We start from the raw sequence: 22,928 nt of genomic DNA, 5'->3' as shown, positions 1-22,928 counted from the left end.
GAATTACCATTTTTAAAAACTTGAAAAATTATGTGACAGGAGGCACTCTGTGCAGAAGATAAAAACAAGTAGTGCAGATATAAAACCAGGCAGTTCAGACATACAACAAAACAGTTCAAATATTAAATCAGCCAGCCAAAATACTAAATCAGTCAGTCCAAATACTAAATCAGTCAGTCCAAATACTAAATCAGTTAGTCCAAATACTAAATCAGTTAGTCCAATTATTAATCTCAAAAGTTCAAAGGTGACAGGGGTTGGTTCGGCTCTCATGGATCTTTTGATCAATGAAAAAGACTCTTTTCTTGAATCTGTGGGCAAAAAGAAGGGTGGAATGACCCTTGTTGATGACAAAGTGATTGAGAGCGTGTTGGAAAAGAGTGGGCAACAGCCGCTTTCTGTTCCTGGAGGCGCTGCTTGCAACACAATTGCAGGGATTGCAAAACTTGGTGGAAAGGCGGATTTTATTGCCAAAAGAGGATGTGATGCCTGGGGAGTTGCATATGAGGAGTATCTCAAAAAAAATTGGAGTAACGCCGGTATTTTATACATCTTCAACACCAACAGGAAAAGTGTTATCTGTTATTACACCTGATGCCCAGCGCTCCATGTTCACTTCCCTTGGTGCATCCACTGAACTTCTTCCATCTGAAGTCACGGCAAAGCTTTTTGAGGATACAGGAATTGCAGTGATAGAAGGTTATCTGCTTTTTAATCGAGATCTTATGAGAGCCGCACTTGATGCTGCAAAAAAAGCAGGCGCTCTTGTGGCACTTGATCTTGCAAGTTTTGAGGTTATCAATGCTTCCATGGATATCCTGCCTGATATTATAAAAAATGATGTGGATATTCTTATTGCAAATGAGGATGAAGCAAGGGCATATACTGGTTTTTCAGATGAAACTGAAGCCATTGAGGCTCTTTCAGAAAATGTTGAAATTGCGGTACTTAAAGTGGGTGCACGTGGAAGCTATATCTCATCAGGTGGAGACGTGATTTATATTAAACCTGTGTCAGGGCATTTTGTGCCTGAACACTCCATGTCGGGAGCTTCTGAGCCTGAGCAATATTTGCCTGGAGATTCTGGGCCTGAAGGCGTGGAAATCCTTGACACCACAGGTGCAGGAGATCTCTGGGCAGCAGGATTTCTATATGGAGTTGCCAATGGATTGTCTCTTAAAAAGAGCGGTCAGATAGCTTCTGTGTGCGGGTTTGAGGTGTGCCGTGTTGTGGGTGCACAGATTCCGGAAGAGGGCTGGGAGAGAATTTTAAGCCATTTAAGGTGATTCATGCATCGTTGTGATGCCCTCTCGCATTCATGAGGGTTGATAAATATGTTTAAAAAAACAGGATGTGTAGATGAAGTTTTCTGTTGTGATTCCGGCATATAATGCAGAAAAGACCCTTGCAGGATGTATTGATGCACTTCTTTGTCAGTCAGTTCCACAGGAACAGTATGAAGTTATTGTTATAGATGATGGTTCCACAGACTCCACTGCGGAAATTGCAAAGAAATATCCTGTGATCTATCATTACCAGAAGAACCAGGGGCCTGCTGCAGCAAGAAATAGAGGGGCAAATTTGGCCAAGGGGGATATAATCCTGTTTACTGATTCAGACTGTGTGCCGGATCACTTCTGGATAGAGAATATGGTTGCGCCTCTTGTAAAGCCAACGTCATGTTCAAGCCCTGAAAGTACTTACTACAGAAATTCAATTGTTTCCGGTGTCAAAGGAGCTTACAGAACAAAACAGTCTTCAATGACAGCAAGGTTTGCCCAGGCTGAATTTGAAGACCGTTTTGCCATGCTTGAGCAAGTTCCTTTTATTGATATGGTTGATACATATTCTGCTGCATTCAGAAGGGATGTCTTTCTTGATGCAGGCGGATTTGATCCATCATTTCCGGTTGCCAACAATGAAGATACCGAATTGTCCTACAGGCTTGTTTCAAGGGGGCATCTGTTTGTCTTTGTACCGGAGGCTTTTGTTTACCATACCCATCCTGATACCTTGAAAAAATATTTGAGGGTAAAATTCTGGCGGGGTTACTGGAGGATAGTTGTTTATGCCCGATATCCGGAAAAGGCTGTCAAAGACTCATATACCCCTGCTGTTATTAAGCTGCAAACCTTATTAATGCTACTTGCTTTTTGTCTTCTGCCATTCTCATTTTTTTATAAAGCAATATATTTATATATTATTCCGCTTATGGTTGCAGGGGTTTTTCTATCTTCGATTCCCTTTTCTGCCACTATCTTTAAAAAAGACAGAGCGATTTCCTGCCTCTCTCCATTTTACTGTTTTTTAAGAGCCTGCGTGTTTGCAGCAGGGAGCGCAGGTGGGATTTTGTATGTTATTTTTAAATATTTGCTCATAAGAATGCGTATTTCTAAGTAACTGGGAACTTCAATTTTCTAATTAAAAGTAACTGGGAACTTCACTTGAACCTTGACAAAATATCAAGTTTGGGAAAAATCCCCAGATGCCTGAAAAATGTCCTGAATGCTTTCAATGTCCTTGTGGCTTCTGAAGGGTGCCTGATTATCTGGAACAATTTGTATGCAATATAGCGGGGTCTGAGGTAAAATTCTCTTCTTGCATCATTACATATATCAACAAGTTTTTGTGATGAAAGTGCTTCGTTTCTGACAACACAGTTGTGAAGACCTTCGGGGGTGAGCCAGTTTTCATATTTTTCAGCAGTTATCCATCCTTTTCCCATGTATTCGCTGTATGCTTCAGTGCCAGGATAGACCATTACAGGATAAAACTGAACTGTATCTGGTTTAAGCTTCATTGAAAGCTCAATGGTCTTTTTAATGTCTGATCGTCCTTCTCCTGGAAAACCGACCATGAAGCATCCATGAATAAGGATTCCAGCTTTTTTTGCATCCTTCATGAATCTAAACATTTTTTCTTTTCTGGTGCCTTTGTGCATACCATTGAGAATCCTCTGCTCTCCGCTTTCAAATCCTACGCATAGTGAGCGGCATCCTGCCTTTTTCATGATTTTTAAAGTTTCAAGATCAGGATCAATTCTTGAGTTTGTTGTCCAGGGCAGCTTTATACCGCGCTTAATGATTTCACGGGAAAGAGCAATACATCTTTTCCTGTTTGCTGACATTGTATCATCTTCAAAGAATATGGCTTTTATCTTTGGAATATTTTTCTGGATATACTCCATCTCGTCAACCACATCTTCAACGCTTCTGAACCTGAATCTTCGGCCAGTAATGGTCTGGGGATAGACACAGAAGCTGCATCTGAAAGGGCAACCCCGGCTTGTCATGATCGTTGCCATTGGAAAGAGGGTGTTGGGATTGAAATAGTCCTCCATACACAGATGTTTTTGATAAATTTTGCTGACCCAGGGAAGTGTGTCCAGATCCTCTATAAATGGTCTGTCAGGATTATGTAGTATCACAGGTTTTGTTGAGTAGTCGTTATCATTTTTTTCTGCGATGGCAGGTTCCATTAAAGTGCTGTTTTCAGGCAATGCACAAAAAGATAAACCTTTTATTGATGAAAGAGGTTCTATATGGGAATTTTTTATATATCCATTTTCAAGTGGCCATGAAGATTTGCATAGATATTTGGCAAGTTCATCTATTGTCAATTCATATTCTTTTCTTGCAACTGCGTTTACAGCGTCGCATTGCAAAAGGGTCTCATGGGGAAGGGCACTTGCATGGGTGCCAACAAGTACAATAAAGGCGTGAGGAAGTTTTTCACGAATCCTTTTACAGACTGTAAGGTCATTATTGATGCTGGGAGTGCTGGTATCAACAACAATCAGGGATGGAGCAAGCTCTTTTGACATTTCAAGAATATATTCAAGGTCATATCCCCTTGCCGGAGCATCGGTGAGGGTCACATCATGGCCTGCCTCTTCCAGAACTCCTGTGCAGCCTGCAAGCCATATTGGATAATATACTGTGCCGCTTTTGGTCACAGCAGGGCTTCTCTGGGGCCGTGAAAAGTGCTTGAAATAGGGTGGATTGAGAATCCATATTTTCATTATTTGAGCATCTCCTGATTATCTTTTGTATTGTTGTTAAATCGGGGCAATTGCGCATAAAAGTGCTCTTAATTGATATGTTCCAAAAGCTTTATCATAAGGCGGAGCATCTGATGTCAAAATATTTGCATTGGATTCCCATATGCCGAAATCTGAATCAGCTTTTTCCGGAAACCACCATCCATGATCAATATTGACAACACCTTGTGCAATATCTTCTGTTACAAAGGCACACATGGTAATTGTGCCCCTTGGAGAAGAGATTTCAATGTTCTCCCCGTTTTTTATCCCATATAACTTTGCATCTTTTGTATTAATGTCTGCAACCGGATGTGGTCGTCTCTTCCTCAATGTTTCAATCTGTCTGTTATCACTGTGAAAATACTCTTTTCTTCTGCTGCCTGTTGTCAGGATAAGTGGGTATTTTTCATAAAGCTTTTTTGTTGCTATTGGGCTTTCCGGAGGTTCTCTGTAAATGGGCAGTGGTTCGTAACCCATCCTTTCAAGGGATTTTGAATATAATTCAACCTTTCCTGAGGGTGTATGAAAGCGGTTTTTGTTTTTTCTGTATTTATAGTACTCAAGTTTTGGAAAAAAGGTATTGCCATAATCATCATCAGTTGCAGCAGCAGCAGAAGAAGAAGAATTTCCATTTTTAAGCTCATCAAATGTGATACCAAGATCAGACAGCCTGTAGTTCATGATATCTTCAAGTGATTCTTCAGAACCAGGCAGATCAAGTCTTAAGGCAAGTTCCCTTAAAATCTCTTCATCCTGGCGGCACTCTCCAACACTTATCACTTTTTGCTGTGCCATTACAGCATTGGCTGTGACATATGGAATTTCAACAAGCTGGTTAACCTCCGGCCAGAATGCAGCAGGCAGTATGTAGTCTGCCATTGATGCTGTGGGAGTCATGAACATGTCAGATACCACAAGAAGTTCAAGGGATGATATTGCATCATGAACCTTTTTTGCATTGGCAATTGTTGTAAGGGGATTTGAGCCAAAATTGAGAAGAGCTCTTATTTTGTAGGGCTCTCCATATTGCATTGCCTTCATGACAGCGGGAATATGGGCTGACGGCATGAATGCCCTTGGCCCGCCAAGCAATTTAAACTCAGATGCTCCAAGTCGTTTTTTTACAGCATCTTTGGAGAGTGCTGCTCTTAACACAGGGTATGGTTTAAGAAGAGATGCACCAAATGTATCGCTGCCTGGAGCATCTATATTTCCTGTTATTCCCCTTAAAATTGCGATTGCCCTAACTGTCTGAAGAGAGTTTGGAGTCTGTTCTATTGCAAGACCCCAATCCAGGACAGAAGGTTTTTCAACAGCATATTGCCTTGAAGCATCTGTAATAAGTTTTACCGGAATGCCTGTAACATCACTTGCCCATGATGGTGAAAATGTTTGTATATGTGCCTTTAACTCCTGAAAGCCTGTTGTGTGGTTTTCCACAAAATCATGATCATAAAGGTTCTCATTGATTATAAAATGAATCATGGCAAGGGCAAGGGCACAGTCTGTGCCAGGTCTTAAGGGAAGCCACATTCTGCATTTTTTTGCGGTTTCAGATCTCCTTGGGTCAACTGCTATTCCATAAGCTCCTTTTTCCAAGGCTTTTAGTGCAAGTGGAGCAACCTCTCCGTCAGGTGAACTTACAAGTGGATTGTGTCCCCAAAAAATTATTGTTCGGGGAGTTGTTTCACCATAGTAATCAGGAGAGATAAATCTTCCGTATGTGAGATTGGAAACAGTTATTCTTGGTATAAAGCAGTTTGAAAGCCCTGGTTCATACCAGTTTGGCGTGCCAAGGGCATTGGCAAAACGTACAACATCCATGTAGTGATGTCTGCCTGTGCCCTGTCCTATGGCAATTGATTCAGGGCCGGACTCTTTTCTGATGCTCTCCAGCTTTTCTGCAATTTCCGACAGTGCCTGATCCCATGAAATTTTTTGCCAGTTTGGGTATTCTTTGTTCCCTTTGCCCCCGATTTCTTGTTCTATGCCCCTAAAGCTTCTTCCTGTGGCCTCTTTATCCCATGCTCGTTTCAGCGGAGATAAAATTCTGTCAGGATGATATACCATCTCCTTTATATTAAGACACTTTACGCACATGTAGCCTCTGCTAAAAGGAGATTTCCTGTCTGGGGTTACATTGACAAGCAGGCCATCTTTTAAAGAGAGAATAACTCCGCAACCCCCATGGCAGGATCTGCATACGCTTTTATATGTTTTTGTATGGCTCATTTTGAAAACAGTTCATACGGCTTATGTTTTTTACACATGAAAACACGGTAGTGTCATAAAAGTGTTGATTTCTTTTTGTGAAAGCCCTGCTGAATCAAGGTTTGTGAAGAGCTCATCAACATATTTGGGACACCACCGAAAACACATTGTGTTTTCATGATCAGTGGCAGCAACTTGGTAATGATTGCTTGGTAATTTATGTGGTGATTCTTTAGTAACTTATGCGGTTCTATGATTAGTTCCTAAGACGGGCAATTACCTTGCAGTTTTTATGAATTATCTCATCCGGGTTTTCAAGAAGATGGCTTAAACCATCAATGCCTTCTGCTACATGGGTTACAACATTTTCAAGAGGTAATCTTCTTTGTCGATAGAGGGTCATTATATCAGAGAATGCTCCGCACAGGTGCCCTCTTGAGCCAATAAGATATATGGCATTGGTGATCATGTGATCCATTGCATCAATTTTTAAGGGTGCTCCGCTTCTGGCAAGAAGTGCAACCCGTCCGTTGGGATTGATGCTTCTGAATATGGAGTTTATGTTATCCATCTCACCTGATGCCTCTATTACCACGTCAATATCACTGAATCGGGTATTTTTGAACTCTTCAATGCTGTAGAGATGATCTGCCCATTGGTTTGCAAGTTCCCTTCTGAATGGAATCGGTTCCACCATGTGAACAACAGAAGCTCCGAAAACTGTTTTGGCAAGGATGGCTGTGAAAAGCCCGATGGGGCCGGCACCAAATATTATGACATTGTCTCCGCCTTTGATGCTTGTGTTCTGACATGCTACATATGCAACTCCTGCTGGTTCCACACAGGTCATCGCCTTTAGATCTCTGTCTGTTTTTGCAATATCTGTTATGTCATGGGCAAGCATTGCCGGAACGTTTACAATGTTGCCGAAAAGTCCATCCTGCTCAAGCCCCAGTAGCTTTGCGTTACGGCACTGGTTGAAATGCCCTTTTCTGCATACATCGCAGTAGTGGCAGACAACTATTGATTCAAAAGTCACCAACGACTTGACATCCACATTCCTTACGTGTTTGCCCCTTGCAATCACTTTTCCCACACCTTCATGGCCTATTCTTCTGCCTCTATCAGCAGGAATGGAGAGAGGCGCTGAGCTTTTTATATATCCTGTATCCTTGTTTTTTTCCACAAGATGGACATCTGTTCCGCAAAGGCCCGCATATATCATCTCTACCTGTATTTCATCGTCTCCTGGTTGTTGAGGCTCATAATTTTCAACTGAAATTGATGGGTTGCAGAAGATCTGATGAGGCCCTGGATTTGCGATCCCTGGCATGGGAATTGAGTCAGCGTATATCTTTATCTGTTTTGATTTCATTTAAGGCACTCCTTTATTACGCAATATATCGACATTGTTACTCAAAATCGACACCTATGATTTTGTAAGCCTTGTCAACACTGTCTGAATCAGGATTCCCAAGATTAACAAAGATAAGGCAGGATTATCTATCCTGAGCATCCTACCCATCCTGGTTATCCTGGTTCAGACAACTGAAATAACTTCTAAAAAAGCAATAAGATGTCGATTTTGAGTTATTATGTTAATGCATCGACATTGTGTTTGTTTTTTTAGAGATATATTGCATTTTATATAATTATGGGTATTTACAATTGATGCGCCATTATTTTCCCCACCGGATTTCTTGGAAGTGATGCTCTGAATTCAATGATTTTGGGGATTTTGTAGAATGCAAGTCTTGAGTTGCAGTATAATCTTATCTCCTCTTTTGTCAGATTTGCCTCATCTTCAGGGACAATTACAGCCCTTGGAATTTCACCATGTACAGGATCGCTTGTACGTACTACGCAGACCTCTTTAATAAGGGGGTGCTGGATCAGCAGATCCTCTATTTCAACAGGGTAAACCTTCATTCCGGCAACCTTCATCATGCCGTTTTTTCTTCCTGCAAAATAGAAAAAGCCATCCTCATCTTTTTTGAACATGTCGTTTGTATAGTACCATCCATTTTTAAAGTTTTTAATGTTCTCATTGTCATTACTATAATAGGATGAACAGACTCCCTTTCCCTTTACGATCATCTCACCTATCTCTCCGGAAGGTAATGAAATTCCCTCTTTATTAACTATATCAACCTCGTAATATCTGCATGGAACACCGCAGGAGCCGCTCTTTGATGTTGTATCTTCTGAGGCTGAAGAAGCAGGTTCTTCTGTGGCCGGATAGGCAGGTTCTTCTGTGGCTGGATAGGCAGATTCTTCTGTGGCTGGATAGGCAGGTTCTTCTGGGGTTGGATAGGAAGGTTCTTCTGGGACAGGATAGGTAGATTCTTTTGATCTTGGATAGGCTGAACCTGTTGTTATTTTTACTTCATGAGATATTCTCAATGGCATTTTAAGTGGCATTGCAAGGGCAATACCGGCTGTTTCAGTGCTTCCCCACACAGGAATAATGGGAATTCCAAATCTTTTTCTGAATTCTGCTGCCGTGACAGGGTCAAGATGCATCCCGCCACTTTCAGCAATTTTAAGTGTGCTGAATTTAAAATCATTCCTTTTATGGCATCTGGTGAAATTTCCGTATATCGGGGCAATGGCCATCATTGCTGTTACTTTGTTTTTTTCAATTACCCTTGTAAGGGATTTGGGGGCAATATGATCAGTAAGTACCATTGTGCCACCGAGAAAAAGAGCCCTTGCAAATATCTCATGTGGATGCGTTGCAGGTGGAAACATGCAAAGGTGCACATCATCGGAAGTAAGTGAAAAGTGTTCCACTGATGCAAGGGTATTAAAGTAAATATTTTCATGGGTCGTAACAGCACATTTGGGAACACCTGTTGTTCCGGAGGTCATATTAAAGTAAACTGTATCATGGTCTGATACTGAAACCGGAGGAAAACCATAATCACGGGAGTTTGTTGGGGATAGCTCCATATTATCATCTGACAGTATAACTATCCTTGATTGCGACAGATTATGATTAATCTTGTCAAGTCGGTGATGCATTTTTGTTGAAATCATTATGGATGATGGTGATATGATCTGGAACATCCTGTTTATATAATCATCGGGCTGGTTGCAATCCACAGGTACAACAATTGCTCCGCAGGCGGCAATTGCCAGAAATGATATGATAAGTTCAGGCTTTTTACTTTCCATCATTATGACAACTCTCTGTTTTTTTGTAACTCCAGATATAAAGAGATGGTGGCTCATTGCCACAACCTTTTCAAAAAGTTCGGTATATGATACTCTTTTATCTTCACAAATAATTGCTGGCTTTGATGGAAATGCACGGTTTTGTTTTATAAGCATCTCAATGAGTGTCAAAAAGGTTCTCCTTGAAACAGGTTTTATTCCTTAATATGCGTTTTTTTGGAAAAGAAATACAAAAATAGTTCTGATTAATATCTCAATGTCAAACAGAATTGACCACTCCCTGATATATTTAAGATCATATTCCACCCTTTTTTCCATTTTTTCAAGAGTGTCAGTTTCTCCCCGAAAACCTTTGACCTGGGCAAATCCTGTTATACCGGGCTTTACTCTATGTCGTATCATGTAGCCAGCAATGATTTTTCTGTACTCTTCATTCATGGCAACAGGATGGGGTCGTGGGCCTACAAGGGACATTCTTCCCTGAAGAACGTTTATCAGTTGAGGTAGTTCATCAAGGCTTGTTTTTCTCAGGAAGGCTCCAAAAGGTGTTATTCGGGGGTCATCTCTTTTAGCCTGCAAATATCTGGAAATTATTGTTTCTGGCTCTTGACTACGGCTTTCATTGTTTGTGCGATTAGTGGTTTCATTATTAAGATACATGGTGCGGAATTTGTAAATATTAATCTCTTCTCCGTTGATTCCGTATCTCTTTTGTATAAAAAAAGGTGATCCTTTCGATGTGAGCTTTATCACGGCAGCAATAACAATAAAAAGGGGCATGGAAAACAAAATAACTGCAGAAGAGAGGGTTATATCTATCAAGCGTTTTAGCATCCCTGCCATACCGGTTACAGGTGTGTTTCTCAAAAGAATAACAGGTCTTTGATCAAAGAAAATAACCTCTCCTCCAATTACCAGGTCAAGGAAGAAAATGTTTGGAATGTAGTGGATTGCAATATCAGTCTTTTCTATGGTTTTTACAATGTTATGCATATCTGATTCATTTTTTCCATTGAGTGCCACATAAAGGATATCAATATCGTTATTTTCAATATATGGTATTAATGCTTCAATGTCTCCAAGGCACGTGATATGGTGCATTAAGTTGTAACTGTCATCATTTTCATCTACACCGTTAAAAAAACCAAGAACCTTTGTGCCACTCCAGGGATTTTTTTTGATATGTTCTGCAATTCCAATTCCAGCTTTGCTTTTACCTGCAATTACAGCTTTTTTGATATTGTATCCTTTAATTCTTATGGCTCTGAGGGATTTGCGTAGAGCGACACGCATAAGTGTTAGAAAAAGAGGCCACAGAATAATCCATGAGATAACACTCAACCTTGGAAGAAGAGAAAGAGTGCCTGTGATGTATCCCAGTATAAAAAGAATCGTAAATAAAGATATGCATGCTGCTAATACTGTGTGTATTTCGTACCTGATGGTTGAAAATCTGAAGGATCTGTAAATATTGTGGAAATGGAAAAATACAAGTGTCATAATAAGAATTACTGAAATTGCCCTGTTTATTTCTGGGGATGTCGGGATTGCACTGTAATTCGGGGTTGTACTGTAATAGTGTACTGCCAGCTTGAAAATGGCAAACCCCGAAAAAGCATCAATGAATCTTAAAATGATGATCAGAATGTTTTCATATAAAGCCGGCACTGTTTTTTGTTTGTTCATGGTTTTTTATTAGAAAGACTCCGTAATATGCTGAGATATAACGACTTTAATGTATCGTTGTAGTACGCTCTGTATCATGAGCGTGTATTTGCCAGTTTACTCTTTATGCAACCTTAATGTTGACGAAGCCTAAAAAAATTGTTCTCCTATCATTTCGGTATAAAAAATGTTAATGATGCAAATTAATTTTTGTCGAACTGGGAATATACCAGACATAGGTAGCTTTTTACAGTCTATATTGTGTGTCAATACATCAGTAAATAAATTTAAAGAGAGGTATTTGACGTGATAATTTTAAAAATATCTAATATTTTTTATATATTTCGGAAATTAATTTGTACCTTTTTTATGGAAAATTCTGTATATTTGACAAATAATCTGGAAAAAGGCAAAACAAAAAATATAAAATACCTATTCTTTTTATTTCCGACTGTAATACTCCTAACTTTTTCGTGTTCGAACCATATTGGCAAGGATATATCCATAAACTCCCCATCACAATTACCATCTTCGGCAATAGAACAACCCTCTTCTGCCTCATCTGAATTTGTTCTTGGTACAAATGATAAAATAGATATTACAGTCTGGCGAAATGCCGATCTTAACAGAAGTCTGGTGATTGACCCAGCAGGCATGATAAGAATTCCTCTCGCAGGAGAGATCCGTGCATCAGGAAAGACTGTTTCAGAGTTAAATCAGGAGATAACTTCTCGATTGTCAAAATATATTGTGGAACCACATGTTGATGTAAATATAGTTTCCATATCAAGCAGAAAGGTGCATGTTATGGGTGAAGTTAATTCTCCAGGAACGTTTGGATATACAGAAGACATTCCTGTCTGGGAGGCTCTTGCCAAGGCAGGCGGGTTTTCAGATGATGCCAACAGGGAAAATATTCTTGTTGTAAGGGTTGAAGATGGTGAGGCCACTGTATCAGCCCTCTCCCTTGACTTTGAAAAACTCATTGAAGATGGTATGATGAATCGGTCTTATTATTTGAAAAACCGGGATATTCTTTATGTTCCTGAAGTAAAGATTGCAAGTATTGAAAAATTTATGAAGAGATTCAGCGCTATTCTTGAGCCGTTGATTTCTGTTGAAAGAGCCATCTATCTTGCTCCTGATGTAGTTGATATTCTCTCCACAGGAAAGAGCAGCAGCAGCGTCATTGTATCCCAATAAAAGCTACACCATAGCTTTCCAGAAAACGAACTTGTTTTTTTGTAGCCAAAAAGAAAATAAAAATAGCATGTTATAATTTGAAATTTTCAATTTCATTTACTGGAGTACTACAGTATTGCAGGAACACATATGAAGTATTTAACGGTTGTACTAACTATCATATTATCATTTTTTTCTTCAGGATGTCAGAATGATAAAAATCAGAAATATATTGATGACCTTAATAGCAATAATATTAGAGCAAGAGAGGTGGCTGTGTATCATCTCGGTGATGCAAAAGTCTATGAGGCTGTTCCAGAACTTATAAAGCTTCTTAAAAACGACTCTTCAAATAAAGTAAAAAAAGAAGTTGTTAAGGCTCTGGCTGAAATCTATGATGTAAGTTTTCTGAATGCGCTGATGAATAAGTGTAAAAAATGGTTTGGCAAGGAGACCATAGTCTATTTTGAATCTACAGTGACAGCACTTGTTGATATGTTGCATGAGGATGACAGTGAGCTAGTTATTGCAGTGATTGGTGCATTGGCAAAAATAAAAGCCCGTAATGCTGTTATTCCTTTGATAACTCTTCTTCCCGATGCAGATATATCTATTTCTGGTGGAGTGAACTCTGCCCGTGATATTGACACTGGCTATTTGCCTTATTATGGAGAAAAAGGCGGAAAAGTTTCAAAAGCTTTAAATGAAGGAAGTTCAAAAGCTTTAAATGAAGGAAGTTCAGAAGCTTTAAATGAAAGAAGTTTAGAAGCTTTAAATGAAAGAAGTTTAGAAGCTTTAAATGAAAAGAGTTCAAAAGATTTAACAGAAAGAGGTTTAGAAAATTTATATGTTGAGTTGACAGTTGTCAGGGCATTGGGGGATATACAGGATAGTTCAGCAGTCAATGCATTGGTTCCTCTTCTTTATCATGAAAATAAATATGTCAGATTTAATGTTTCCAGGGCATTAAAAAAAATAGGCGAAAGATGACAATATGGAGATTATTGTATTCTGGAATATTGTTTGGCGTAGAAAATGGATTGTTTTGCAATGTTTTTTGATTGTATTTCTTACAGCTGCTGTGGGAACATCTTTTCTGCCCAAAAGGTATAAATCAACATCAAGAGTTTTTTATGAAAAATCACTTACTGCTGCTTCGTTTTTGGAAAATATTGGGATCAAGGCTGTTACACTATCCCAGACAGCAACTGACGATCTTTCGTTGGAAAATCATGTCACTATAGCCACATCAACACCTCTTCTGGATAGAGTTATCCTGACTTTACAGCTTACCGATGGAAAAGGAGAACTTCTTAAAGCCAAAGAGCTTATTAAACCAGGCCTGCTGAAAAAAATACACATCGCACCTTTTATTAAAGTTGAAAACGTAGATGATACAAGCCTGTTTGAAATTGTATCCAGTTCAACTGATCCTGAAGAGGCTGCAATGATTTCCGATACCATTGCAGAAGAGTGTGTTAAGAATCATTTAGAAAATAAAGCTTATGAATATAAAAAGGCAGAAACTTTCATTGAAAATTCTCTTGAAGGCATCAGGGATAAATATATATCTTCCCTTAATATACTTAAAACATTCAATATTGATGAAAAAAGCCTGGATCTTGATTCTGAAATAAAAAATATAATTGCAAGACTCTCTTCTTTGATGGTTGAAAAAAAAGAGACTATTATTCAGATTGCAGAGGCGCAGTCAGTTATTAATACCTTGCAAAGGCAGCTAAATGAGCAGAGTGATGAGAATATTTTTGGAAGTACATCTGAAGCAAATGATTATATATCTGAACTTAGAAACAATATATTAGCTTATGAGATGAAGCTTGAGGAGACCCTTGTTGAAAAAACTAAGAGTCATCCTGACATAAAAATTCTTGAGTACAAACTTGAAAAAGCCAGGTCAGAATTGAGTCGTGAGATAGTGTTATCAAAGAAGTATTCAACTGAGTTGCTGAATAAGAAGAGAGCTCTTGTAAGTTTGAAAGCCCATTTGAATACACTTGAAGCCGAGATTGAGAACCTTGATAAAACAATTTCAGTATTCCCTGAAAAGCAGTTTACAAATTCACAGATTAGGTTAGAGATTGATGTTAACAAAGGGCTTTATCAATCCATGCTTCAATACTTTTATCAAATAAGGGTAGCAAGATTATCCCTTTTTCCGGATCTTAGGATAGTTGAATATGCAACAGTATCTGAGATTGATGATCCTGACAGCCCAAATTTTCTGGTAAATGTACTTATAGGAATGTTTATGGGAGGTTTGCTGGGTTTGAGCATGGCACTTCTGGCAGATTATATGGATGACACAATAAAAAGCCGGATGGATATAAAACAAATTGGAATGAGACTTCTGGGAACTGTTCCGAAATTTAACAAAAGGCAAATGCTGAAAAATTTTGCAAAATCACACCTTGATCCCCTATATGAATGCTACAGAACCATAAGAAATAATTTGGAGTTTTTATCCCGTGATAAATTGTTCAAAACTGTTTTGGTTACAAGTGCGCTAAAGGGAGAGGGTAAGAGCACAACTGTAATAAATCTTGCTGTTTCATTTGCTTCTCAGGGAAAAAATGTGCTGCTTCTGGATGCAGATTTCAGGCAACCTATCCTGCATAAAGCCCTTGATATGGATAATAGAGTCGGAGCAGCAGAGCTTCTTCTGAAACAAATTGATATGGATGATGTTATCAGGAAGTCAGGTATTGAAAGTCTTTCTGTTGTGACAAGTGGAAAGATAACTTCTGATCCTGCAAGACTTGTTGAATCTGAAGAGATGAAAACAATTCTTAAAGAGCTTTCAGGCAAATTTGATATGGTGATAATTGACTCTCCATCCATACTTGAGACAAATGATCCTGTTGTAATTGCAAGGATGGTGGATCTTTTTGTTTTAGTCGTGGAGACCGGCAGGGAAAAAACTTCTGTTTTCAATCTGGCAATGGATAGTTGTAAAATGGCCAATATTGAGCCTGCTGGCATTGTGTTGAATAAATATCGTTAATAAACAAGGTCTAAAGAACTTTCACATCTCTACCTCGTCACCAGCCCCTCTCCATGGTTGGAGAGGGGCAGTGTGGGTAAATTGTTTAGACTTAATTTCTAAGAAATAGATTCGGGGAGAGGAGGCTGCTTTATGAAAGAGGTGACGAGATGTACACGATGTGTATTACCAGATTGTTATCCAAATATAACGTTTGATAACCAAGGTGTATGCAGTGTGTGTCAAAATTATAAGGGACAGAGTGGTGTTTTGGGTGAAGAGAAGCTCAGAGAGCTTTTTTCACTGTATAAAGGTAAAGGGGGAAAATATGATTGTCTTGTTGGAACAGGAGGAGGTCGGGACAGCACTTATGTCCTTTATGCTGCAAAAAAAATATTTAATCTCAATGTGTTGGCACTGAACTATGATAATGGCTTCAGGCATCCACAGGGGCTGGCTAATCTGAAAAAAGCCTGTGAGATTCTCGATGTCGATTATATCACTTCAGGAAGCAAGGTGGACAAAAAGTTGCTGGCAACTCACCTTGAACACTCCATTCCATATGGTCCTGGGTTTGCCAAGCAGAGAATGTGCTGGCCATGCATGACAGGAGGCAAGTGGCTGTTACACAAGACAGCCATAGAAAAAAATATACCGATTATTTTGTGGGGATTTGCCAAGCCAGAAGAGCTATCCTTTGAGGACAGACTTTTTACAGAAGATTTTTTTGGCCGTGGAAGCATTCGCAAAAATATTCTTACCATAAATAAATGGTCTGTTATAAAATATATGTATTATATAGCGAGATTGAGGTTGCAGTTCTGGACGCCAAAAACAGGCATAACAGCTAATATTAAGGATATTCGTGGACGGGTGCATCCAATTGACAGAAACAAAAATATTAAAGAGATATATTTTTATGATTACATTCAGTGGGACAGAAGGAAAATAAAGAAAACTCTTATGGAAGAGCTGGGATGGAAAAAACCCGATGACTATGTGTCAAGCTGGAGATTTGACTGTCGTCTCCATCATACCCTTGTAAATCATTGTTTTAAAGCCATGATGGGATTTGACGATCTTGTGGATGGATATTCAAATATGGTAAGGCAGGGATATATGTCACGGGAGACTGCATTAAGACAAATAGAACAGGAAGAACAGAAAGACAGAAAATCGGAAACAATATCCATTTTGAAGGATGAACTTAAAATGCCCGACCATTTGGTTGATCAATTTATGTCTTATTCTAAATAATGTTAATTCTATCACCCATAATGAAGAGTCCCAGGAATTTCATAACAGGCTCTATAGCGAAAAATTTTTTATATATATCTTCTTCGCTTATAACAGCTCTCCTTTCTCTATTGATTCCCTGGTATTATGCCATTCCTCTCCTTATTTTCGTATTATCAGGATTTCTGCTTTGTATTAAGTTTCAATATGGACTTTATATTTTAATTTTTTTAGTGCCTATAGCAGGCAGAACAGTTGGCTTTGCTGTCTCTGCTCCATGGAATCCTGTATTCAGGGATGCCAGTCCAATTAACCAGATTTCTGTTTTTTTCCCATTTGCCCTGTTTGCTTTCTGTGGATTAATTATCTCAAAATGGACAAGGATAAGGGAATACCCCAAGAATCATTTGAATTTTATCCTTATTTTATTATTGTTTTATGCCACATTATCACTTTTGTGGGCACCTGACTTTAAGCATAATTTTTTTCAGTTAGCTCTTCTTTCATCAAACATGGCCATATTTGCAATCGCCTTTAATACAATATCTGACCAGAATATGCATAAAAAGGTTATGTTTTTTTTTCTGTTTTGCGGCATGTTTTACTCTTTTATTGCTGTTATTCTCTATTTTATTGAGCCTCTTGTTCTGGTTAAATCCATCAGATTATTTGAAGATTTTTCATTAAATCTTAAAATATTTACAAGCGCCATAACAAAAAAGGGATTTATTAAGCGAGCATCTTTAATTGCAAATTCCAACGAATCTGCTTTGATACTTAATTTATATATTTCCATTGCCACAGGTTTGTTATTTACAGCTAAGAAGAGACTTACGCAGTTGCTTCTGGCAATTCTAATTGCAGCTTTAGTATCATTATCTCTTTTAACAATGTCACGAGGTGGCGAGGTTGGCTTAATAGCAATGGGTATTTTTATTTTTGGCGCAATCATAAGAATACGGAAATATTTTGTTGTTCTTTCAATCTTGTTTTTATTTGTTTTAATATCTATTTATCAGCTTGAGTTTTTTGTATTAAATAGAATTCTGTTTTCCAGGGATAAACCCACAAGGCTTGCTACAACCGTTAAGTCCAAAGAAGTACAGGGAGTGGGTATTCGCCTTGAGTTCTGGAAGGCTGGTTTTAAAAGTATGAAAAAATCTCCATTGTCAGGGGCAGGCGTTGGGGTTGGAAGTTTTAAATATTACACACTTGTGAATCATGCTCACAACATATATCTCTCCTTAATATTTGATTTCGGCATAGCCGGAGTACTGTTTCTTTTTTTTATCGCAAGGTTTGTTTTATATGAATTTTCAACTGTTTTTAAAAATCAATCATCATATTTTCAAATAATGTCTGTAGCTTTTCTTGCCGGTCTTGTTAGTATAGGAGTTCATGGATTAGTTGATTTTGAATATAACACACCATTTATCTGGCTTTATTCTGGTCTGGCAGTGTCAACTATAAATTTTGCAAAACAGGAGATAATTCAAGCTTCATGTTAAAAAAAGAAAAGTTATTCGATTATTGCTTGTATCAATTATTATTTTAACAGCTTTTTTCTTTAACACTCTGCTAAAAAAAACGGAATTCAGCCCATCAAAAGCTTTTTCTGCGGATAATGAAGATTCTCCTTTTGGATTTTTACCTGCTGCTGTTCTTCCTCCATTTAAATATGGCATTAATAATCCCTATGATTTTGCCTTGGATCTTGGAGTTAAATGGGACAGATCAATAATATTTGTATGGACTTTAATTCAGAAAGACCTGCAAAAAGAAGAGTACATATGGAGGCATGAGCATCAGCTACGTGATGTTCCCAAAGGGATCAATCTTTTGTGTAACATAATAATTGCTGATCAAAGTATGGATCCTAAATATTCAAGATATGCTTTAAGTAATAAAAGTTATTTGCCGGGAGATGAAGTTGCTTATAAAAAATATGTAAAAGCTGTTGTGGAAAGATATGACGGTGACTCCATAAACGATTTTATCGGGTTAAAGGTGCCAGTCAAATACTGGCAGGTTGATAATGAGCCCCGAGGTGATTTAAAAGATTATGCATCTTTCTTAAAAATGACTTATGAGGCTATCAGAGAAGCTGATGAAGATGCCAGAGTTCTTATAGGAGGTGTGCAAGGAATGCCGCCTGTCTCAAGATATATTGAACACTTTGACAAACATTATCTTCCAATACTGGATGAGCTGAGCAAATTTGAAAAGTCTTATTTCGATATCTTTGATTTTCACTGGTATGGAAATGCCACTGGAGATTATCTTGGAATAAAAGAAGTTTATCTGCATATTGAAAAAAAATTGAAAGAGAGAAACTTAATGCCCCTGTATGGCTTCTGGATTACTGAAATGGGAACATACAGCGGGGATCCCGATCCTGTCCCACAACTTGATTTTATAGATTTCCCTTTTCAGACAGAAAGACAGCAAGCTATAGATTTAGTTAAAAGATTTGTTTTTTCACTTTCCCTTGGCATAAAAAAAATTTTCATGGCTTTTGGTATTACAGAAGGATTTAAATATGATGAAGGTTATTTTGACTTTACCGGTCTGATCTACGATGGGCAATATGATTACGATAAAGGCAGAGGGGTTAAAAAAATCTCCTATTATACTTATAAAAAAATGGTTGAAGTTCTTGAAAATGCAGATTGGGATAACATTAAAACCATCCGTGAAAACGATGGTATTCATATTTACAGATTTGTAAAAAACAATAGACCAATATGGGTTGCCTGGAATGATAACAGTGAGTCAAAAAAGATAAGTTTGACTTTGGATAGCGGTATAAAAAAAGTAGAAATTACTGAATTTGTTCCAAATTATAAAACAGGCTATGATATCAGGGATTATGATACATCTTTTGTTGATGTTAAGGGAGAGATATCTGAGGGTAGCCCATTTATGTTAAATTTTGAACTGGGGGAAGTACCTCTGTTTGTAAAAGAAAAGCAATGATAGAAGATATGGGTTATGACGTAATTGTTGGAGGTGGATTGTGCGGCCTGACAACTGGATTTCTGCTTGCAAAAAACAGAAGAAACTGCCTGCTTCTTGAAAAAGGGGATGATGTTGGTGGGCTTGCCCGTTCATTTGTGTTTGATGATATTATCTTTGATGTCGGGCCTCATGTACTGTACGAAAATGATTCTGATAGAGGAACTCTCTTTCTTAAAAAGATGCTTGGTGATTCAGAAGTTATAAAAAGACCCTTTCGCTATGCAATTATAAGCGGAGATAAGATTTACAAAGTTCCTTTTATGCTGGAGCCGCTCTTTTATCCCTGGCGTTTTAAGGCTGAGATTTTTGGCATGTTTTTTAAATTAATAACTTCAGGTGCTCCGGAGGCGTCAGTTTGTCAGGCAATTGAATCAAGGTTTGGTAAATCATTTTATAAGAGTGTGTTTGAGCCCTTTATTAAAAAAAAAACAGGCTATTCCGGTGAAAAACTTCATATGGATTGGCTCGCCCGTCCCGGGCGTGATATCAATAACATAAAAAAAATTCCAAACCGGAAAGGGAGGGCTGACCTTCTTAAGCAGCTGAAAAATTTTTTTACTTCCAGGGATTATGAATATCCCATTAAAGGGTATGGAGAGTATGCAAGGCATATTCACCATGCATATCAATACGCCGGAGGTAAAACTATTCTCAATTGCGGTCATATATCTTTGAATTGTTCAGATTCTGTCCTTGACAGCATATCTGTTTCAGGCAAAAAATATCCTGTGAAAAACCTTGTCTGGACAGCTTCCGTGAATGAGCTTAATAGCCTTTTAAATGCCAAATCTATTATTGCACCCTATATAAAATCTTTTTATGTTTTTCTGACATATAACGGGAAAAGAAATGGCCAGAGAGAGTTTTTATATACATATCATCCACAGAAAGAGACTCTCTTTGCCCGTATTTATTATCCGGATAACATATATGGAGATTACAGCCCCCGGCATAAGGAAGGAATATGTCTGGAGATTAACCATTATCCCGAAATTGAGAATATGACGGAGCAGGAAATTATTGATGCCTGCGTCCGTGATGTTGAAAAACTGGGTCTTTTTAAATCTAGTAAATTTCGTCATTCCAGTATTATATCAATTAAAGAGAGTATGCCAGTTTATGGACTGGACTATGAGGTGATTATGGAGAAAATTTTTGCTGCTCAAAAAAAGTATTCAAACATCTATTCAATTGGCCGAACCGGTAGGTTTTGTTTTTGCATGTCTCCGGCTGCTGTTGAGCAGGGTATTGAGATGGCAGAGCATATCCTGGTGAAAAAAAACATATTCTGACAGGTTGTCCCTGTATTATGAAGGGTATTGAGATGGCGTAACACATCCTGGTTAATGTAAACCTTCATGGCCGGAGTCCGGCTACCCCTGATCATGGAAATAATATCTCTATTTCCACGGTAAGGGTATTGAGATGGCGTAACACATCCTGGTTAATGTAAACCTTCATGGCCGGAGTCCGGCTACCCCTGATCATGGAAATAATATCTCTATTTCCACGGTAAAAGGTAATCTGGATTTTTTACGAGAGCATCAACACTGAGAGATCAACCTGGTTATGGTACTACCATTTTATTTTTTATCAAAAGGTTTTAAATGATTGAGAGTGTCTGTAAATCGAAAAAAGAGAACAAAGTTTTTGTTGTGGGGTTAGATGGTGCCACCGTTGGCCTTATAGAAAAGTGGGTAAAAGAGGGAAAACTGCCAAATATCGCAAATCTTATGCATGAAGGCGCTTATGGAAAACTCAAATCTGTGCCAAACCTTAACAGTGCTCCTGCATGGACTTCCATGATGACAGGCAAAAATCCGGGTAAGCATGGAATATTTTATTTTTATGAAAAAACATATGGCTCCTATGATATTCGTTATATCAATGGAGGAGATCGTAAAAGTGAAACTCTCTGGTCTATCTTGAGCCGCAGCGGTAAAAAAGTTGGTGTTGTAAATGTTCCGATGACCTATCCTGCTGAAAAGCTTAACGGTTTTATGATATCAGGTTTTGACACCCCTGACATTAATACTCCTGGTGCTACTTATCCGCCCACTCTTTGTGATGAGATTAAAGAAAATATTGATGGTTACCTGATACATACAGGAATAAATGCTCTTGCAGCAGGCAGCAATTTTAATAAAAATTTTGATGAAGCAATTAGCAAGGGATATTCATCTATAAATTCCAGGGCAGAACTATCAATGTATCTCATGAATAAGTATGAGTGGGATTTTTTTATGGTTGTTTTTTGTGAAACAGATCATATTCAACATTTTGCATGGAAATATATGGATACTGAATATTCTGAGTATGATCCTGAAGGAGCTGAAAAATACGGAGATATTATATTAAAGTACTATCAAAAATGTGATGAGGCTATTGGCAGATTATTATCTGTGGTGCCGGAAGAGACAACCGTTATTGTTCACTCTGATCATGGTTTCGGGCCTGCTGAAAAAGGAACCCGCTATCTGAATGCTTTTTTGGAACATATCGGGCTTCTCCAATATAAAAATAATATAAAAGAAACTCCTTACAATTTTGCCACAGGTAAAAGTTACCTGTTAGGAAAAGCATATGAATTTGCAGTTAATCATACTTCCATCAATACCAAAAGAGCCCTACTTAAGCTCTTTCCGCGACTCAGGGATAAAGTTACTGCGGTCAGATTTTTTGACTCCATTGACTGGTCAAAAACAAGGGTTTTTGGGGAAAATACCAGGATGGAACTATGGGTTAATCAAAAAAATCGTGAATCACATGGAGTTGTTAGTCCGGGTATTGAATATGATCAATTAATCAAATACCTTAAAAAAGAACTTCATCTCTGGCATGACCCGCAAACCGGAAAAAAAGTGGTCAGGAGTGTTTTTGAGAAAAAAGAAATATATCACGGGAAATATCTCTACGCAGCACCGGATATATTGATCATTTTTAACAATGATCTTGTTGTAAATGGCATTGCACTTAAAAATAATGAAGATGGCGGGATTGTGGATGTCGTGAAATTAGGACAAATAAGCTCAAACAGTAATGTAAGCGGCCATCATACCGATGAAGGCGTTTTTTTAATGAGCGGAAAGAATATTAAGCGAAATATTAAACTTGATAAAATAGAGATAACAGACATTGCGCCGACTATTCTTTCTCTTATGGGACAGTCTGTGCCGTCAGGAATGGATGGCAGGGTTATTGCTGATGCTTTTGAGGATCAAATTGAAACAAAGATAGATGAGAGCATTGATAAGGATGATGATAATAACTATCTGAATGGCAAAACATCTGGATATTCAAATGAAGATGCAAAAGTAATCATGGAGAGATTGAAGGGGCTTGGCTATATTGAGTAATCATAGAGAGACTGAAGGGGCTTTGCTATATTGAGTAATC

The 22,928-nt window shown here is 38.3% G+C and carries 15 protein-coding genes and 1 pseudogene; 10 read left to right on the top strand and 6 right to left on the bottom strand.

Going from position 1 to position 22,928, the window contains the following annotated elements; translation table 11 throughout:
* The first annotated feature begins 271 nt into the window (after positions 1-271).
* Together MTBBW1_RS23785 and MTBBW1_RS23780 are read left to right on the top strand one after the other, a co-directional pair.
* A pseudogene (locus MTBBW1_RS23785) lies at positions 272-1,286 on the top strand (adenosine kinase).
* Between the two features lie 73 nt (positions 1,287-1,359).
* Positions 1,360-2,400, top strand: a complete 1,041-nt coding sequence (locus tag MTBBW1_RS23780; protein ID WP_080808346.1) for a glycosyltransferase — start codon at positions 1,360-1,362, stop codon at positions 2,398-2,400.
* 40 nt (positions 2,401-2,440) lie between these two features.
* Here MTBBW1_RS23780 and MTBBW1_RS23775 read toward each other — a convergent pair whose 3' ends face one another.
* The 5 genes from MTBBW1_RS23775 to MTBBW1_RS23755 all read right to left on the bottom strand — a co-directional run bounded on the left by MTBBW1_RS23775 (position 2,441) and on the right by MTBBW1_RS23755 (position 11,116).
* Positions 2,441-4,021, bottom strand: a complete 1,581-nt coding sequence (locus MTBBW1_RS23775; RefSeq protein ID WP_222424156.1) for a B12-binding domain-containing radical SAM protein — start codon at positions 4,019-4,021, stop codon at positions 2,441-2,443.
* A 36-nt stretch (positions 4,022-4,057) separates the two neighbouring features.
* A complete protein-coding gene (locus MTBBW1_RS23770) occupies positions 4,058-6,274 on the bottom strand; it encodes a molybdopterin-containing oxidoreductase family protein (RefSeq protein WP_080808340.1) in 2,217 nt (738 codons plus the stop codon).
* 235 nt (positions 6,275-6,509) lie between these two features.
* Positions 6,510-7,628 (bottom strand): zinc-dependent alcohol dehydrogenase, encoded by a 1,119-nt coding sequence (locus tag MTBBW1_RS23765; RefSeq protein WP_080808337.1) that lies wholly within the window; start codon positions 7,626-7,628, stop codon positions 6,510-6,512.
* 287 nt (positions 7,629-7,915) lie between these two features.
* The gene (locus tag MTBBW1_RS23760; protein WP_080808333.1) at positions 7,916-9,601 is read right to left on the bottom strand and encodes an AMP-binding protein; all 1,686 of its coding nucleotides are present in this window, start codon (positions 9,599-9,601) and stop codon (positions 7,916-7,918) included.
* A gap of 30 nt (positions 9,602-9,631) precedes the next feature.
* Positions 9,632-11,116 carry an undecaprenyl-phosphate glucose phosphotransferase gene (locus MTBBW1_RS23755; protein WP_080808331.1) on the bottom strand — a complete coding sequence of 495 codons (1,485 nt, stop codon included), beginning with the start codon at positions 11,114-11,116 and terminating at the stop codon, positions 9,632-9,634.
* Between the two features lie 366 nt (positions 11,117-11,482).
* Between MTBBW1_RS23755 and MTBBW1_RS23750 the strand changes: the two genes are divergently transcribed.
* From MTBBW1_RS23750 to MTBBW1_RS23730, 5 genes are all read left to right on the top strand, one after another.
* The gene (locus MTBBW1_RS23750; protein WP_186441678.1) at positions 11,483-12,298 is read left to right on the top strand and encodes a polysaccharide biosynthesis/export family protein; all 816 of its coding nucleotides are present in this window, start codon (positions 11,483-11,485) and stop codon (positions 12,296-12,298) included.
* Between the two features lie 129 nt (positions 12,299-12,427).
* A complete protein-coding gene (locus MTBBW1_RS23745; RefSeq protein ID WP_080808325.1) occupies positions 12,428-13,267 on the top strand; it encodes a HEAT repeat domain-containing protein in 840 nt (279 codons plus the stop codon).
* 4 nt (positions 13,268-13,271) lie between these two features.
* Positions 13,272-15,299 carry a GumC family protein gene (locus tag MTBBW1_RS23740; protein ID WP_080808320.1) on the top strand — a complete coding sequence of 676 codons (2,028 nt, stop codon included), beginning with the start codon at positions 13,272-13,274 and terminating at the stop codon, positions 15,297-15,299.
* Positions 15,300-15,431: 132 nt separating this feature from the next.
* A complete protein-coding gene (locus tag MTBBW1_RS23735) occupies positions 15,432-16,535 on the top strand; it encodes an adenine nucleotide alpha hydrolase family protein (RefSeq protein WP_222424155.1) in 1,104 nt (367 codons plus the stop codon).
* Between the two features lie 386 nt (positions 16,536-16,921).
* Positions 16,922-18,022 (top strand): O-antigen ligase family protein, encoded by a 1,101-nt coding sequence (locus tag MTBBW1_RS23730; RefSeq protein WP_186441677.1) that lies wholly within the window; start codon positions 16,922-16,924, stop codon positions 18,020-18,022.
* On the opposite strand, the gene MTBBW1_RS27990 is transcribed toward MTBBW1_RS23730, so the two are convergent.
* Positions 18,014-18,199, bottom strand: a complete 186-nt coding sequence (locus tag MTBBW1_RS27990; RefSeq protein WP_139786883.1) for a hypothetical protein — start codon at positions 18,197-18,199, stop codon at positions 18,014-18,016. The two genes, MTBBW1_RS23730 and MTBBW1_RS27990, sit on opposite strands and share 9 nt — an antisense overlap.
* Positions 18,200-18,221: 22 nt before the next feature.
* Here MTBBW1_RS27990 and MTBBW1_RS23725 point away from each other — a divergent pair, with 22 nt between their 5' ends.
* The 3 genes from MTBBW1_RS23725 (at position 18,222) to MTBBW1_RS23715 (ending at position 22,888) form a co-directional block, all read left to right on the top strand.
* Positions 18,222-19,490: a glycoside hydrolase family protein gene (locus MTBBW1_RS23725; protein WP_139786882.1), complete on the top strand. Its 1,269-nt coding sequence runs from the start codon at positions 18,222-18,224 to the stop codon at positions 19,488-19,490.
* Positions 19,487-20,824, top strand: a complete 1,338-nt coding sequence (locus MTBBW1_RS23720; RefSeq protein WP_080808307.1) for a protoporphyrinogen/coproporphyrinogen oxidase — start codon at positions 19,487-19,489, stop codon at positions 20,822-20,824. The genes MTBBW1_RS23725 and MTBBW1_RS23720 overlap by 4 nt, the downstream gene beginning before the upstream one ends.
* Before the next feature lie 315 nt (positions 20,825-21,139).
* Positions 21,140-22,888 (top strand): alkaline phosphatase family protein, encoded by a 1,749-nt coding sequence (locus tag MTBBW1_RS23715; RefSeq protein WP_080808305.1) that lies wholly within the window; start codon positions 21,140-21,142, stop codon positions 22,886-22,888.
* The last annotated feature ends 40 nt before the right edge of the window (positions 22,889-22,928 follow it).

This window comes from Desulfamplus magnetovallimortis (genome assembly GCF_900170035.1).
GTDB classification, from domain to species: domain Bacteria; phylum Desulfobacterota; class Desulfobacteria; order Desulfobacterales; family Desulfobacteraceae; genus Desulfamplus; species Desulfamplus magnetovallimortis.
The sequence above is the reverse complement of the archived record's forward strand: the minus strand, read 5'-3'. Positions and strand labels throughout refer to the sequence as shown.

What these genes read in the sequence shown, in the direction of transcription:
- MTBBW1_RS23770 (WP_080808340.1), bottom strand. Translation starts at nt 6,274, where the DNA reads ATGAGCCATACAAAAACATATAAAAGCGTATGCAGATCCTGCCATGGG.
- MTBBW1_RS23740 (WP_080808320.1), top strand. Translation starts at nt 13,272, where the DNA reads ATGGAGATTATTGTATTCTGGAATATTGTTTGGCGTAGAAAATGGATT.
- MTBBW1_RS27990 (WP_139786883.1), bottom strand. Translation starts at nt 18,199, where the DNA reads ATGCCATATTTAAATGGAGGAAGAACAGCAGCAGGTAAAAATCCAAAA.
- MTBBW1_RS23735 (WP_222424155.1), top strand. Translation starts at nt 15,432, where the DNA reads ATGAAAGAGGTGACGAGATGTACACGATGTGTATTACCAGATTGTTAT.
- MTBBW1_RS23715 (WP_080808305.1), top strand. Translation starts at nt 21,140, where the DNA reads ATGATTGAGAGTGTCTGTAAATCGAAAAAAGAGAACAAAGTTTTTGTT.
- MTBBW1_RS23775 (WP_222424156.1), bottom strand. Translation starts at nt 4,021, where the DNA reads ATGAAAATATGGATTCTCAATCCACCCTATTTCAAGCACTTTTCACGG.
- MTBBW1_RS23720 (WP_080808307.1), top strand. Translation starts at nt 19,487, where the DNA reads ATGATAGAAGATATGGGTTATGACGTAATTGTTGGAGGTGGATTGTGC.
- MTBBW1_RS23765 (WP_080808337.1), bottom strand. Translation starts at nt 7,628, where the DNA reads ATGAAATCAAAACAGATAAAGATATACGCTGACTCAATTCCCATGCCA.
- MTBBW1_RS23745 (WP_080808325.1), top strand. Translation starts at nt 12,428, where the DNA reads ATGAAGTATTTAACGGTTGTACTAACTATCATATTATCATTTTTTTCT.
- MTBBW1_RS23780 (WP_080808346.1), top strand. Translation starts at nt 1,360, where the DNA reads ATGAAGTTTTCTGTTGTGATTCCGGCATATAATGCAGAAAAGACCCTT.
- MTBBW1_RS23755 (WP_080808331.1), bottom strand. Translation starts at nt 11,116, where the DNA reads ATGAACAAACAAAAAACAGTGCCGGCTTTATATGAAAACATTCTGATC.